Genomic DNA, 15,638 nt, shown 5'->3' on the forward strand with positions numbered 1-15,638 from the left:
GAACTAAAAGGCATAAGTTAATGCCAAAGATTATTAGCCATCCGGATGTCCGGGCGTAGGATGTTAACAGCTTCTAATTTAAGGATTTCCCCATGAGTGATACTGATATCCGCGTGGTTACCGGCCCCGCAAACTACTTTTCTTTCCCCGGTGCGATTGATCGTCTGACGCAGTTTTACTCGCCGCAACAACTGGATAACGCGCTGTGGATTTACGGCGAACGCGCACTGGCGGCAGCGCAGGACTATCTGCCCGAAGCCTTCAGCGCATCGCAGGCGAAGCGTGTGTTGTTCAGCACCCATTGCAGCGAAACCGAAGTCCGGCGCATCGCGGCTATTGGCGGGGAAGACCGTCAGGTCGTGATTGGGATCGGCGGCGGCGCAGTGCTGGATACCGCGAAAGTCGTGGCCCGTCGCCTCGGATTACCGGTTGTTGCCATTCCTACTATCGCCGCCACCTGTGCTGCCTGGACGCCGCTTTCCGTTTGGTACAACGATGAAGGGCAGGCATTGCGCTATGAAATTTTCAACGACGCTAACCATCTGGTGCTGGTGGAACCGCGCATTATTCTGCATGCGCCAAAAGAATATCTGCTGGCCGGTATCGGCGATACGCTGGCGAAATGGTATGAAGCGGTGGTGCTCAGCCCGCAACCGGAAATTCTGCCTTTAACGGTGCGGCTCGGCCTGAACACGGCGCTGACGATCCGTGACGTTCTGCTCAACGAAAGTGAAGCGGCTTTGCAAGCGCAGGACGACAATCAGCTGACGCAATCCTTCCTCAACGTACTGGACGCAATCATTGCCGGTGGCGGGCTGGTTGGGGGATTAGGTGACAGATATACCCGCATTGCTGCCGCACACTCAGTGCATAACGGCCTGACGGCGCTGCCACAGACTGACGCTTTCCTGCACGGTACCAAAGTGGCTTACGGCATCCTGGTGCAGAGCGCGCTGCTCAATCAGCCGGAAGTCGTACAACAGCTGACGGCGCTGTACCGCGTGCTGGACCTGCCTGTCAGTCTGGCGCAGTTGCAGGTGGATATTCTTGACGAAGCACAGATCTCACGGCTGCTTGAACGCACCTTGCAGGCTGGAGAATCTATTCATCTGTTGCCGGGAAATCCGAATGCAGAACAGTTGCGTCTGGCATTTGAATTTGTGGAAAACTTTTAATTTATGGATAATAAGTCGCGCGGCGGCGACTTAATATTCCGCAAATAAAAACCCGGCATTTGCCGGGTTGAATTTATAAAACTGATGCTAAAGACTGAAGATAATCACGATAACCTTTTGCACTATTCTCTAATTCCTCTGGCGATACTTCATACTCTGCGCCGTAAAAAGCATAGAAGGGATGATAATTTGCCTCCACATATCTGGCCGTCATTTCGAAAGGCAAAAGTATTTCTTTTAACGAATGCTGATAACGTCCTTCAGGCGCAAAATCCTCTTCCTTAATACCGGCGCTCACGGCCAGAGAAAACTTACGGTTTCTGAGCTTGTGCCCGCTGGTGGACCCGTACGCCCAGCCATAGGTGAAGACTTCATCGAGCCATTGTTTCAGCAGCGGCGGGCTGTTAAACCAGTACAGCGGAAATTGCAGAACAAGATTGCCGTGCTGCTCAATTAACTGCTGTTCTTTTTGGACATCAATAATCCCGTCAGGATAAGCCTGATAAAGATTATGGACTGTATAGAGATCGGGGTATTGCGTTAATTCCTGGAACCATCGTTTATTGATAACAGATTCATTCAGATTTGGATGAATAACCACAATGAGCGTTTTCAAATAATATCTCCCTTTATTCGATGAAGTATTTCAGCGTCTGCTTGATGTTTGCATCATAGGGAGCTTTAATTTAAAGTACAATACTGTCACTTATGATAGGTACTATACAAAAGGATAGCGTAATGAATGAAGAAGCGGTCGCTATTTCCTGCGAGCTTCAGGAAGAAACAGGGTTCGCTTACACGCTTTCGCTGGTCAGCGGGAAATATAAAATGATCATCCTTTACTCGCTGACCGGGGCTACGCCTGTGGTGCGTTTCAATGAGCTAAAACGCCGTCTGGGCAGAATCTCATTCAGAACGCTCAGCCTCACACTGAAAGAGCTGGAGAGCGACGGTTTGATCATCAGAAAGGAATATCCACAAATTCCGCCCAAAGTGGAATACAGCCTTTCTGAAAGAGGCCAGTCGCTGATCCCGGTTTTAGACATGATGTGCGAGTGGGGAAACGTCCACAGCACTGACCGGCTGAACTGACGGATTAATCGCGTCATGTTTCCTAACCGATGAATGTGCAGAAAAAGCGGGTTGCTGTGTAAAGAAAGCGTAAAGTAAACCGCAGCTAAACGGTCAGCACATATTCCCAAACCCCCGGTCTTCTTTAAATCCACGTTGTAAAATTGTTTAAAAATCAGGTGATACCGTGATTATTTCAGGCACCGGAAATCAATCATGGAACACTCACCCCTTAACGAAACAGAATCCCTCAGTGGAAGTTACTCCGCTGGAAAAAACATTAAAAAAACCAGTGGATTCAGTCTGTTTATGGATCTGCTGAGTGGCGCGCGTACCCCGGATGCGTTGTGGAAAAACCGCATGTTTCGCGTGAAATACGCCGTACGAACCTTGTTGCACCCGCTGGATACATTGAAGGTGCTCGACAAGATGGCCGCAGAGCCGGTCTGGCAGGAAGCGCTGAGCGTACAGACAAAATTGCCCAACAAAATTCACAAGCCCTATCTGTATCTCGGTTTGCCGTCCGCCGGGCGTGCGGATGCGCTGGTCGATCACTACGAATTTGTTAAAAGCCTCAGCAATACGACGCTAAAAAATGCTTTGCTGAGCGTTGGCGGTTACACCGTCACGCAATTTACAGGCAAAGACGGCGAAAGTTTCCGTGTTGTGCTGGGTTCCATCGGCAAATCAGAACGTGAAGGTGAAGCCAACATGTTCCTGTACATGAATGAAACCCGCCTTGCGGCACTGACGTTCAGTGTGGTGCAAAGCCCGGAAGGGCCGACGATCGTGGTAGGCGGTTTCCAGGGCGCGCACCGTTCAACGCCGCATGAAGTGATTAAACAGGCGACCAAATCCTGCTACGGACTGTTTCCAAAACATCTGTTACTCGAAAGCCTGCAACGCATTGCAGAAATTACCGGTGTGAAACGCATTCTTGCCGTCAGCGATACCGGACACGTTTTCCGCAGCCTGCGTTATCGTCACCGGAAGAAAAATGTGTTTGTCGCCAGCTATAACGAATTCTGGGATTCCATCAGCGCGACGGTGTATTCATCCGCGTTATATGACGTTCCGCTCGAACTGCCCCGCAAAACCATGGAAGAACTCCCGAGCAAAAAACGTTCTGAATACCGTAAACGCTATACCTTGCTGGATGAACTCGGTGAAAGCACAGCGTCACTGCTGAAAGCCTGATTTTCCGGGCGATTTATGAATCAGAATGACCCGCTGTAGCAGGCAAAATGGCCAGGGACTGGCCTGTTTTATTCCATTCATGCATGACCTTTCACTTTAAGGTGAAAAGAAATCCTCAGATTTTTCACCAGTTAACGTCCTGATTTTAATTAATAATAGTCAGCAAACCATTCCACTCCAAACTAATGCAAAATGAACGTTCTCGCGAATTGTGATGTTTTGATGGACGGGAATGTTACACGTATCGCAAAATTGCCTGACAAATCACCCGCCGCGCTTTCAAATGTGAACTGATTCACATCAATTCATTCACTCCGCCTATATAAAACGCTATCTCTATAAAAACGAAACAGCGGTTCATATTTATAAACTCTCTGGCGGAACGACACATGAACACAGAAAAACCCATTTTATTTAAACATCAGCTGGCGTATGGCGGTGGAAATCTGCTGGGCAGCGGTGCACTGGCGATTGCCGGGATCTGGCTGCTTTATTTCTACACCACCTTTTGTGGCCTGACGCTGCTTCAGGCTTCAGCCATCTTCTCTGTTGCCAGCATTATTGACGCCATCAGTAACCCGCTGATGGGTTACCTCTCGGATAACTTTGGTAAAACGCGCCTCGGCAAACGCTTTGGCCGCCGCCGTTTCTTCATTTTGCTCGGCGTACCGCTGATGATGTTCTATCCGCTCCTGTGGGTCGAAGGCTTCGGATTCTGGTATTACCTGTCTACGTACGTGCTGTTCGAGCTGATTTATACCTCGGTCATGGTGCCGTATGAAACGCTCGCCACTGAAATGACCACCGACTTTTCAGCCCGTTCGAAACTGACCGGCTACAAGGCGATTTTCGGTAAAGTGGCAAACTTCCTTGCGGCTTTCATTCCCGGCCAGTTCATCCTGATTTACGGCAAAGACTCCGCGCAGCCATTCTTCTTCACGGCGCTGACGTATGGGGTGATCCTGTTCGTTGCCATCGGCCTGCTGTATTTGTCTTCCTGGGAACGCCCGGTGGAAGAGACTACGCCGGTTGACGACACCAAAATGAGCCTCGGCAAAACCATGCTGACGCTGGTGCGTGATATGAAATCGACGTTCCACCTGCACGTATTCCGTAAACATCTGGGCATGTATCTGTGCGGATTTGGTGCGGAATGGCTGTTCGCGTCGGTCTTTACCTACTTCATCATTTTCGTGCTGCAATATGACCCGGCCATGGTCGCCGGGCTGAGCAGCCTGAACTCTATACTGCAACTGTTCTCTACCGCGATTTTCATCGGTATCTGTGTGAAACACGGTTTCAGCAAGCCTTATATTCTGGCGCTGGGAATTGTGGTGTTCTCCGTCCTTTGCTACAGCCTGCTGCATTTCCTGCACCTGCCGCAGCAGTACGCGACCGTGGCGATGCTGACCATTACCGTGATTTTCGGTATCGGCACCGGCGGCGTTTACTACATTCCGTGGACGGTATACACCTTCCTGGCCGATGTGGATGAAGCCTTTACCGGCCGTCGTCGCGAAGGGATCTACGCGGGTGCGATGACCTTCTCCGGCAAGCTGATGCGCTCGGTGATTGTGTTTGTGATGGGCGCCATCCTGAGCTTCTACGGCTTCCAGTCCAAATCACATACCCAGCCCGAAAGCGCGGTGATGGCGATTGCGCTGGTGTTCTGCATTGGCGTAATTGGCCTTGCGCTGATGGCGATGGTGTTCAGTAAACAAATGAAACTGAACCGTAAAACGCATCTGGTGGTGCTCGGCGAAGTGGCGCGTATCAAAGCGGGTGGCGCCATCGGCCATATCAAGCCAGACGCACGTGCGGTCATGGAAGATCTGATCGGCCATCCGTATGAGGAATGCTGGGGCAACAGCGCTGTGTGCCGCAAAATTTTCAACACGCCCGCCGTCAGTGTGGACGTGCCTAAACCGCTGACCGGCACCACGCAACAGCCGTAATCTCAGCGTCACCCTGTATTTTGAACTCACCGGCTGGCCGGGATAACCGGCCAGCAACCCCGTATTTTTTAAGGATGAGAAAATCTATGTGGGAATACAAACTGGCTGTGGTCGCGCTCTCCTTCGGGATCAGCGCACACAGCGTAGCCGCCGCATTGCCTGAACCGGGAAATCTGCGCTGGCACAGCATCACTTTTGGTCAGTCCACAGACGTCAATTTCGCCACCAACGTATTGCCGGAAAAAATCGGCATGAACGAAGTGCGTCTGGCGGATAACAAGCCCGTTCCCGAAACGGGTGTTCCGCTGACCACGCCGTTCACGCTGGAAAGTCGCGGCGGAAAAGTGGGGAACAGCCACGACGGCCTGACCTATTTTTATACGCGTCTGCCCGCCGAGTCGAATTTCCAGCTGGAAGCCGATATCACGCTCGATCAGTTTGGCCCGGAAAACGGCGCAAAACCGGCGGGTCAGGAAGGTGCGGGATTACTGGTGCGCGACATTCTCGGCGCACCGCGCGAGCCCGTCACCAAACCGGGCATTGAGGAGTTACCGGCAGCCTCAAATATGGTGATGAACAGCGTGATGGCAGTGGGCGATAAACCGCCGGTCGTGGTACTGATTGCACGGCAGGGCGTCAAACAGCCGTGGGGAAATACCGGGATCGGCATTGTGCGCGAGGAATACCATCCGCTGACCACGCCCGCACATTTCTCACTGCGGCTGACGCGAACGGACAGCGGTTTTGATGTCGCCTATGCGCCACAGGGCAGCGACCAGTGGACGGTAAAATCCGTTGAAGGCGCAGATCGGGTCACACAGCTCGATAAAGCCGGGTATTACGTCGGTTTCTTCGCTTCTCGCAATGCCAGGATCACGGTCAGTCACGCTAAGCTGACACTCAGCGAAGCGCATTCCTTGCCTTCGGCGGCTTACGTGACACCGTCACTGAAACCGCGCATTGAATTCATGTCCTCGCCGGTCGTCGCGCGCCGCGACAGCGTATTTCAACTGCGCACCAACGGCGACGGGCAGTTGCAGATAGATGAAGCGAATAAACCGCTGTTACGGCAGAAAACCGTTCAGGGCGGCAAAGTGGTTGTCGTGCCGTTCCACGCAGGGCAGCCTTCCACCACACTGAAAGTGACGTTTACGCCGGAAAACGGAAAACCGCTGACGCAGGAATTTGCGGTTCGTATGGCGCTGGTCAGCAATCCTGATGCGCTTTATGTCTCGCCGCAGGGAACGGCTGAAAACGACGGTTCGCAGGCGCATCCGCTGGATTTCGCCAGCGCGGTGAATCTGTTAGCGCCAGGCGGAACCCTGTGGCTGGCGGACGGTGACTATCCGGCCAGTGTGATCCCGGCCACCGCCAGCGGCACTCTGGCAAAACAGAAAACGCTGCGTCCGCTGGGCGAAAATGCGGTGTTTAACGGATTAAAACTCGAGGCCAGTTTCTGGAACGTGCAGGGCATTACCGTCACGCAGAAAAGTTTTCATATTGCCGGAAGTCATAACCATATTGACCGCGTTAAAGCCCATCATGCCGACGATACCGGCATCTGGGTGGCTTCGCCGGACGGTATTGGCCGGGCGTTGTGGGCCAGCCATAACCTCATCAGCAATTCTGAATCCTGGGGAAATCAGGATCCTGGGCGTAAAAATGCCGACGGTTTTGCAGTGAAAATGCGCGCGGGCGAGGGCAACCGGCTGGTGAACTGCTATTCACATGACAACGTGGATGACGGATTCGACCTGTTCAATAAAATCGAGGACGGCCCGAACGGCAGCGTCACGATCGAAAACAGCTTGTCGGTTCACAACGGCAGTAACGGATTTAAGCTCGGCGGAGAAGGCCTGCCGGTGGCGCACCGCGTGCTGAACAGCGTGGCGGTGGAAAACGGAATGGACGGCTTCACCGACAACTTCAACCCCGGCGCGCTTTACGTGGAAGGCAACCGCGCAGTGGACAACAAACGCTTCAATTTCCTGTTCCGTCCGTCGCCGTACACCACCGCGGATAAGCAGGGCGTATTCAAAGACAACATATCGGTGCGCACCACGCCGGGCAAATATGACGATTCTGTCAGCGGTAATATCGATGAGAGTAATTATTTTTATCTGAATAACAAAAGCGTGAATACGCTGAGTAAAGAAATTACGCCGGGAGAGTTTATTTCTCTCAGGCTGCCGGATCCGGTTACCCGTTTTTCTGACGGCGGATTTAATTACGCTGACTTTTTGAAACAAAAATAAAGCGGCGTAATGAATAACAAGCATTACTTATAAAATAAAAAACTCAATATCTCTGGGACTTTAAAAATGAAAAATAACAGACTGCTGATCTGCGGTCTGCTGCTGGCCAGCGCCAGCAGCCAGGCCGTGACGATCGACCTTCGCCATGAATGGCTCGATGACAGTAAACAACATAAAGACAGGGCGTTAGTCTCACACCGGTTCGCCAATGGCTTCGGTTTCTCACTGGAAGCCAAGTGGAAATCCGGCGGTGACAATCCGAACAAACCCTTTAATAATCTGGTGGATAACGGCACTGAAAGCACCATCAGCTATCAGTATAAAGTGACGCCAGCGTTCTTCCTGCAACCGGGATTTACGCTCGAATCCAGTTCTGACAGCAGCATCTACAAACCGTTTTTAACTGCCGGATATACCTTCGACAGCGGTATTTACTTTAATGCGCGCTATCGTTACGAATATACCCGTTATACCAAAGAAAATACCGAAGACCGTAAAACCAACCGCGGTGAAATCTGGCTGGGATATCGTCTTGCCGACTGGCGATTTGAATATAACTATATTTATAAGCACAGCGACCAGATTTTATATGACAACGATAAATGGGATTATGAGCAGGATCTGAAGGTCGCTTACAATATCAATAAGAACTGGACACCGTATGTTCAGGTCGGTGATGTGTCTGTCAGAAAAACCACCGATGAACGTCAGACGCGTTTCCGTTTAGGGATTCAATATTCATTCTGATAAATACCGGAATTAATGCCTGAATATGCCGCCGGTCAGTTTGCGCTGACCGGCATTTTTCGTTTCACTCCGTGCGCCCGTTCAAATTTCCGGTGAGGGAGCATGCGGTTTTGCCATGATTTCGCTAGTGTGGCGCATTCACGTAGATGATGACGTCACTACGGATCAAAAAACTGACTGATGAAACGGAATTTATGACCCTGAAAATTAAACCTGTAAAACTGTCCTTAGCCGCCTTGTTGCTCAGCATCCTGGTTTCAACCCCAGCCCGCGCCGCCGATGAAATCGCTTTCTGGAATACGCCTGAATATGGCGGCAACAGTTTCAACCGCCTGCCGCCGGACGACGCGTATTTTTCGGCGTTGCGGGGCTATGGCGCAAGCTGGGTGCGCCTGTCTTACGACAAATGGAAACCCGCACAGCGTGATTTCCTGCTGGGAGACGCCGACCATTATCAGGGGCTGGTGCCGGAAGATCTGGCCACGTTGAAAGCTGCGCTCAAACGTGCACACGCCGCCGGGCTGAAAGTGGTGATCACGCCGCTGTCGCTGCCGGGGATGCGCTGGTCGCAGAACAACGGCAACAAATTTGACGGACGGCTTTGGCAGGATAAAAAATACTGGCAGCAGAGCGCGGATTTCTGGCGTGACCTTGCCAGGGCGCTGAAAGATACGCCCGGCGTAGCGGCCTATAATTTCATCAACGAACCTGCCCCGGAGAAAAATGGCGGGGTGAAGGAACATGCGTCACAGGCCGATATGCAGCGCTGGTATCAGCAGCATCAGGGCACCGCGCGTGATTTACCGGCGTTTTATACCCTGCTGATTCAGGCCATTCGCGAGGTGGATCCGGTCACACCGGTGATGGTGGACAGCGGCTGGTACGCTGCCGCTGACAGTTTCGGTTACTGGCCGGAGCCGCTCAAAGATGCGCGCGTGCTGTACAGTTTCCACATGTATGAACCCTATGAAGCCACCAGCGGACCCAATCTCAAACGCGACCGGCCTTTTACGTATCCGGGCGACGTTCCTTTCAGCGGGAAGCCTGAAAGATGGGATGTAAAACGCGTGGCGGATTATCTTCAGCAACCTTTCGACTGGGCTAAACAGCGGGGCATTTCTGCCAGCCGCATGGTCGCCGGTGAGTTTGGCTGCGTGAGGATGCTGAACGATTGCCGTCAGTATCTGAATGACGTTCTTTCCGTGCTCGATAAAAATCAGGCGCACTGGGCGTTTTACAGTTTTCGCGAAGACAGCTGGGACGCGATGGATTACGAACTGGGTAAAGGTAAAGTCCCGTGGTCATACTGGCAGGTGATTGAACAAAATAAACCAGACAATCTGAAACGCCGCGCAACGCCGGAGTTCGAACCGATCAGCCGCAGGCTGGCAGAAAGTCTGCCATCGACGAAATAATAAGGTTGTTGATGTTCGTTTATATTTCGCCGTAACCTCGCCCAAATATAAACGAACACTTTTAATAGCGGTTTACGGGTTGACAATAATATACAGCATGCGTAAATTGCACCTGCCGGAAGTTGCGGCCTTTCCTCACTTAACATAAGAGACTAATGGACACTGTATCTAGTAGCTTCCCGAATGACGCTGAACCGGTGCTTCGGAATATTAAACATGAAATCGACTGTGATCATTTCATCGTTTGGGTGCGCCTCGCCAGAGCCTGATGCTCTTGTGTTACCTCACCTCAACCTGAGTGTTTACGGTCCCGGGGTGTGTTATGAACTTCAAATCAATCCTTTATCCTGATGTCAAAACCCTGACATCACTTCTGCGTGTCCGTCCGTCCCGAGACAGGGTTCTGTCTGCGCGTGGCAAAGACTCGCATTCAATTTTTTCTTCTAAAATCAGCAACATGAATCTTCGCGTGACCACCTGGCGCGTCAGTCCTGTGACCGGCCAGCTCGAACAGCGTTGCATCATGGCTGACAGCGAAGAACCTCAAAGTCGGTTTTCCCCCGCCTGATTTAGCCCGTGGTTTATCCCGCGCTGGATCTCGTCATTATTACTGCCTGATCGTTTTCCGGCAGGAATATCGCTGATTTAATTCCGTTGAACGGGTTCGACTAAATTATTTCAGAGAATAATTCCGCCCGGCGAAACCTGAAGCAGAAATAATAGACACACAATAAGGCTTGTTCTGTTTATCTTAAAATAAACAGCGAACAGCCCTGCATAAAATAAATGAAAATACCGATCGTTTCGACGATACGGGCAATATTCTGCGGCCTGAAATAAGGCTTACAGATATAACGCCCCTATTGTTGCGCGACAGGAGCACCACCATGACTGTACAAAACAACACCACACAAGAAAAAAAGAAACAACAGACGCTCTCCATGCGTGCCGCGCAGGAAGCGAAAAACGGCGTCGCGGTTACGCTGATTAATGTTAACGCCACACGCGACGGCCTGACGGAAGCGAGTGCCGCTACACGTCTGGAGAAAGAAGGTTACAACGAAGTCGCCCACGACAAGCCGCCTCACGCGCTGATTCAGATGGTTAAAGCCTTTAACAACCCGTTCATCTATGTGTTAGCCGTGCTGGCCGTCATCAGCTTCTTCACCGATTTCTGGTTCCCGCTGCGCGCCGGAGAAGAAACCGATCTTACCGGGGTTTACATCATCGGCACGATGGTGGTGCTGAGCGGGCTTGTCCGTTTCTGGCAGGAATATCGCTCGGCGAAATCGGCTGAAGCGCTGAAAGCCATGGTCAGAACCACGGCCACGGTGCTGCGCCGTGACCGCATGGGAAAAGCCGGTTCGCTGCGTGAAATCCCGATGCGCGAACTGGTCGTCGGCGACATCGTGCAACTTTATGCGGGCGATTTGATCCCGGCAGATGTCCGTCTGATTGAATCGCGGGATCTGTTCATCAGCCAGGCCGTGCTGACCGGTGAAGCTTTGCCGGTTGAGAAGTACGACACGCTGGGCGACGTGGCGCAGAAATCGGCCAGCGACGTGAGTGCGGAAAATGAAAACCTGCTGGATATTCCCAACATTTGTTTCATGGGCACCAACGTAGTCAGCGGCACGGCGCAGGCCGTTGTCGTGGCGACCGGGGCAAGAACGTATTTTGGCTCGCTGGCGAAAGCCATTGTCGGCACCCGCGTGCAGACGGCGTTTGATCGCGGCGTGAACAGCGTCAGCGGGCTACTGATCCGCTTCATGCTGGTGATGGTACCGGTGGTCTTCCTGATCAACGGTATCATGAAAGGCGAATGGTGGGACGCGCTGCTGTTTGCCGTCGCGGTCGCCGTCGGGCTGACGCCGGAAATGTTGCCAATGATCGTCAGCGCCAATCTGGCGAAGGGCGCGATGGCGATGGCAAAACGCAAAGTGGTCGTCAAACGTCTGAACGCCATTCAGAACCTAGGCGCGATGGACATTCTGTGTACCGATAAAACCGGCACGCTGACGCAGGACAAAATCATTCTTGAGCACCACATCGACACAAAAGGAGCAAAAGACGAATCCGTGCTGGCGCTGGCGTGGCTGAACAGTTATCACCAGAGCGGCATCAAAAACCTGATGGACCAGGCGGTTCTGCACTTCTCCGAGAATGGCGTTTCACCATTCACGCGGCCTCAGGGTTACAGCAAAGTGGATGAAATGCCGTTCGATTTCGTCCGCCGCCGTCTGTCGATTGTGGTGAAGGATGCGAAGGAAAATCATCTGCTGATCTGTAAAGGTGCGGTAGAAGAGATGCTGAGTATTTCCACCCACATGCAGGAAAACGGCGCGGTGGTGGAACTGACTCCGGCACGCCGTGAGGCACTGCTGGCGCTGGCGAATGACTACAACCAGGAAGGGTTCCGCGTGCTGGTGGTGGCGACCCGCGACATCCGCAAAAGTGAGGCGAAAAAACAGTACGGCACAACCGATGAGCACGACCTGATCCTGCAGGGGTTCCTGACCTTCCTTGATCCGCCGAAAGAATCTGCCGGCCCGGCCATTGCGGCGCTGCGTGATATCGGCGTGGGCGTAAAAGTGCTGACCGGTGATAACGCCGTCGTGACCAGCCGCATCTGTCATCAGGTGGGATTAGAACCGGGTGAACCGCTGCTCGGGCCGCAGATTGAACGCCTCGATGACGCCACGCTGCGTGAGCTGGTGGAAGAGCGCACGGTGTTTGCAAAACTGACGCCGCTGCAAAAATCGCGGGTGCTGAAAGCGTTGCAGGCCAACGGCCACACGGTCGGATTCCTCGGTGACGGTATCAACGATGCACCGGCATTGCGTGATGCGGACGTCGGGATTTCCGTCGACAGCGGTACGGATATTGCCAAAGAATCTGCCGATATTATCCTGCTGGAAAAAAGCCTGATGGTGCTGGAAGAGGGCGTGCTGAAAGGGCGCGAGACGTTCGGGAATATCATGAAATACCTGAACATGACCGCCAGTTCCAACTTCGGCAACGTGTTTTCCGTCCTGGTTGCCAGTGCGTTTATCCCGTTCCTGCCGATGCTGGCGATTCAGCTGTTGCTGCAAAACCTGATGTACGACATCTCCCAGCTGGCGCTGCCGTGGGACAAAATTGACAAGGAGTTCCTGAAAAAACCGCGTAAATGGGATGCCAAAAACATTGGCCGTTTCATGGTGTGGATTGGCCCGACATCGTCCATTTTCGACATGACGACGTTTGCCCTGATGTGGTACGTGTTCAGCGCCAACAGTGAACATATGCAGACGCTGTTCCAGTCCGGCTGGTTTGTGGAAGGGCTGCTGTCCCAGACGCTGGTGGTGCATATGCTGCGTACCCAGAAAATCCCGTTCATCCAGAGCACGGCGGCGTGGCCGGTGATGCTGATGACCGGGCTGGTGATGGCCGTGGGTATCTACGTGCCGTTCTCTCCGCTGGGGCCGATCGTCGGGTTACAGGCGCTGCCGTGGCAATACTTCCCGTGGCTGGCCGGTACGCTGCTGGCGTACTGCTGCGTCGCACAGGGCATGAAAACGTTCTACATCCGTCGTTTTAAACAGTGGTTCTGATGTCCTGATTTTTCATTAAAACCTGACCGGTGCCGCAGCGTTTTGCGGCACCGTTTTAAGACTGAAAATAGCACCACGCTTCACAATGACAACCCTGAAAAAGGGGAGCGATTATGTTTGCAACAACCCAATCTGGCACCACCTTACTGATCAACCTGGCAGGCGCTATTGCCCTGCTGCTGTGGGGTTCCCACATGATTTCCTCCGCGCTGCAACGCGGATTCGGGACACCGTTACGCCACTGGATGGGGCGTCATCTTAAACATCGCGGGATGGCGTTGCTGTCCGGCGCGGGCATTACCTGCCTGTTGCAAAGCAGCACCGCGGTCAGCCTGATGGCCACTTCGTTTACCGCCGCCGGAACGCTGAGCCTCGCGCCTGCGCTGGCCGTGATGCTCGGAGCCAACGTCGGTTCGACGCTGGTGGTTCAGCTGATGAGTTTCAACACCGCGATCGCGGTGCCGTTACTGATGCTGAGCGGATTTATCGTCTTTAAAATGCGCGACCATACCGGCTTTGAAAGCGCCGGTTGCGCGATGATTGGCCTCGGGCTGATGCTGCTGGCGCTGAACCTGCTGGGCGCAACGCTCGGACACATCGAATCCACGCCGGTATTCCGCGCCGTGATGTCCGGGCTACAGGGCGATACGCTGATCGCGCTGTCCGTGTCGGTGATCCTCACGCTGGTTTGCCATTCAAGCGTGGCGGTGATTTTGCTGATCGCCTCTCTGGCAGCGACGGGCGTCATGACGCCGGTAACCGCCATGGTGTTGGTGCTCGGCGCGAACATCGGTGGTGCGCTGCCGCCGGTGCTGAATGCCGGCAAAGCCGTCGCCCGCCGTCTGCCCGTGGGCAATCTGCTGATCCGCTGCGCCGGTTGCGTGGCAGCACTGGCCCTAATGCCTCTGCTGGCGCGCCTTGCAGACCACTTAGCGCTGACCCTGCCGCAGCTGGTGGTGTGGTTTCATACCGCGTTCAGCGCCGTGCTGGCGCTGGTATTTATCGGCCTGACCGCGCCGGTCGCCCGCCTGCTTGAGCGGCTTTTCCCGGAAGAGGCGCGTGCCGGTGATCCGGGTATGCCCGTGTACCTCGATGAAACCGGGCTGGATATCGCGTACATCGGTTTATCCAATTCCGTGCGTGAATCCCTGCGCGCAGCCGACATGCTCAACATAATGCTCGACCGGTTGCAGGTGCTGTTTCAGACCCCGGAGAAGGGCAGCCGCACGGAAATTCGTCAGCTGGATCACTCTCTGGATATGCTGAGTGCGGCGATCCGGGCGTATCTGGCCGATCTGGCGCACGACGGGCTGAGCGACGCCGATGCCGACCGTGCTCAGGAAATTTTGATGTTTGTAATTAACGTCGAACATGCGGGTGACATTCTCTCCAGCAGCCTGGCGGAACTGGCTGCCCGCAGGACGCGGCGAGGCGAGACGTTCAGTGAGTTTGAGCGCAACAATATTGCGCTGCTGCATACGGAAATCCTCACCAGCCAGCGTCTGGCCGTGACCGCATTTCTGGGCGAAGACCACGACGCCGCGCATCAGCTGGTGGCACGAAAAGAAGTGATTCGCCAGATTGAAGCCACCGCCAGCCGTGAGCATTTTAAAAAGCTGCGCGATGATAAAAATGCGTGGGCGGAATCCGGCGATATTTTCCAGCGTGTTTTACGCGATTACCGGCGCGTACATCATCATATTGCCGCCGTGGCTTATCCGGTTATTGACCGGCGCGGAGATGAATTACGGGCCAGGGTTGAAAATAACGCAGACGTGTAAATCCCATAATAAAAACAACAGGAAAATTTCATGAGAGTGCTTATTTGTTCAGGCCGGTTTTATGCGGGTATCAGTACACTAACGCGGGTGCTGGATTTATATTCGCAATCGCAAAATATCCATGTACTGATCCACGGCGGGCATCAGTCCTCCGGCGGCGCAATCTAGCGCTGGGCGCGGGATGCGGGCGTTCATATCGTGCGCTATCCCGCCAACTGGGCGGCTCATGGTAAATATGCAGAAATCCGCCGGAATATTTTCATGTTAGAAGACAGCCGCCCGGATATTATGCTGGCATTTTCTGGCGGAGAGGATACCGCCGATTGCATCGGGCTGGCGAAAAGCAAAGGAATTAAAGTGATTGAAATTGAACAGTATCTGTAACGACTAAAACACCGGAGCAGGAGCGCAATTTTTTCCCAATTTTCGGGAAACCGGTTTCTGGATTA

13 protein-coding genes are annotated in these 15,638 nt (G+C 53.3%); 12 read left to right on the forward strand and 1 reads right to left on the reverse strand.

The features are described 5' to 3' along the window. Nucleotides 1-92: 92 nt before the first annotated feature. The gene (locus tag J8X26_RS21160; protein ID WP_208951860.1) at nucleotides 93-1,175 is read left to right on the forward strand and encodes an oxidoreductase; all 1,083 of its coding nucleotides are present in this window, start codon (nucleotides 93-95) and stop codon (nucleotides 1,173-1,175) included. Between the two features lie 73 nt (nucleotides 1,176-1,248). Here J8X26_RS21160 and J8X26_RS21165 read toward each other — a convergent pair whose 3' ends face one another. Next, a complete protein-coding gene (locus J8X26_RS21165; protein ID WP_152323930.1) occupies nucleotides 1,249-1,791 on the reverse strand; it encodes an NAD(P)H-dependent oxidoreductase in 543 nt (180 codons plus the stop codon). Nucleotides 1,792-1,913: 122 nt separating this feature from the next. Here J8X26_RS21165 and J8X26_RS21170 point away from each other — a divergent pair, with 122 nt between their 5' ends. The 11 genes from J8X26_RS21170 to J8X26_RS27925 all read left to right on the forward strand — a co-directional run bounded on the left by J8X26_RS21170 (nucleotide 1,914) and on the right by J8X26_RS27925 (nucleotide 15,573). Next, nucleotides 1,914-2,267 carry a helix-turn-helix domain-containing protein gene (locus J8X26_RS21170; protein ID WP_208951861.1) on the forward strand — a complete coding sequence of 118 codons (354 nt, stop codon included), beginning with the start codon at nucleotides 1,914-1,916 and terminating at the stop codon, nucleotides 2,265-2,267. A gap of 195 nt (nucleotides 2,268-2,462) precedes the next feature. Continuing rightward, nucleotides 2,463-3,443, forward strand: coding sequence for a VirK/YbjX family protein (locus tag J8X26_RS21175; RefSeq protein ID WP_208951862.1), 981 nt, complete (start codon nucleotides 2,463-2,465; stop codon nucleotides 3,441-3,443). A gap of 389 nt (nucleotides 3,444-3,832) precedes the next feature. After that, nucleotides 3,833-5,398, forward strand: coding sequence for an MFS transporter (locus J8X26_RS21180; protein WP_208951863.1), 1,566 nt, complete (start codon nucleotides 3,833-3,835; stop codon nucleotides 5,396-5,398). 86 nt (nucleotides 5,399-5,484) lie between these two features. Next, nucleotides 5,485-7,653, forward strand: coding sequence for a right-handed parallel beta-helix repeat-containing protein (locus J8X26_RS21185; protein ID WP_208951864.1), 2,169 nt, complete (start codon nucleotides 5,485-5,487; stop codon nucleotides 7,651-7,653). Nucleotides 7,654-7,719: 66 nt separating this feature from the next. Beyond that, on the forward strand, nucleotides 7,720-8,400 hold the full coding sequence (locus J8X26_RS21190; RefSeq protein ID WP_152323925.1) for an oligogalacturonate-specific porin KdgM family protein: 681 nt from the start codon (nucleotides 7,720-7,722) through the stop codon (nucleotides 8,398-8,400). A gap of 194 nt (nucleotides 8,401-8,594) precedes the next feature. Further along, nucleotides 8,595-9,815, forward strand: coding sequence for a glycoside hydrolase family 5 protein (locus J8X26_RS21195; protein ID WP_208951865.1), 1,221 nt, complete (start codon nucleotides 8,595-8,597; stop codon nucleotides 9,813-9,815). Between the two features lie 322 nt (nucleotides 9,816-10,137). Next, nucleotides 10,138-10,383 carry a hypothetical protein gene (locus tag J8X26_RS21200; protein ID WP_152323923.1) on the forward strand — a complete coding sequence of 82 codons (246 nt, stop codon included), beginning with the start codon at nucleotides 10,138-10,140 and terminating at the stop codon, nucleotides 10,381-10,383. Between the two features lie 319 nt (nucleotides 10,384-10,702). Further along, nucleotides 10,703-13,408, forward strand: a complete 2,706-nt coding sequence (gene mgtA / locus J8X26_RS21205; RefSeq protein WP_208951866.1) for a magnesium-translocating P-type ATPase — start codon at nucleotides 10,703-10,705, stop codon at nucleotides 13,406-13,408. Nucleotides 13,409-13,521: 113 nt separating this feature from the next. Beyond that, nucleotides 13,522-15,189, forward strand: a complete 1,668-nt coding sequence (locus tag J8X26_RS21210) for a Na/Pi cotransporter family protein (protein ID WP_208951867.1) — start codon at nucleotides 13,522-13,524, stop codon at nucleotides 15,187-15,189. Nucleotides 15,190-15,219: 30 nt separating this feature from the next. After that, complete coding sequence (locus J8X26_RS27730; RefSeq protein WP_244370759.1) at nucleotides 15,220-15,357, forward strand: DUF2493 domain-containing protein; 138 nt, start codon at nucleotides 15,220-15,222, stop codon at nucleotides 15,355-15,357. Nucleotides 15,358-15,450: 93 nt separating this feature from the next. Beyond that, complete coding sequence (locus tag J8X26_RS27925; RefSeq protein WP_280118841.1) at nucleotides 15,451-15,573, forward strand: hypothetical protein; 123 nt, start codon at nucleotides 15,451-15,453, stop codon at nucleotides 15,571-15,573. The last annotated feature ends 65 nt before the right edge of the window (nucleotides 15,574-15,638 follow it).

Origin of the sequence: Rahnella sp. ChDrAdgB13 (assembly GCF_017655185.1) — a bacterium.
In the GTDB taxonomy this organism is placed as follows: Bacteria; Pseudomonadota; Gammaproteobacteria; order Enterobacterales; family Enterobacteriaceae; genus Rahnella; species Rahnella contaminans.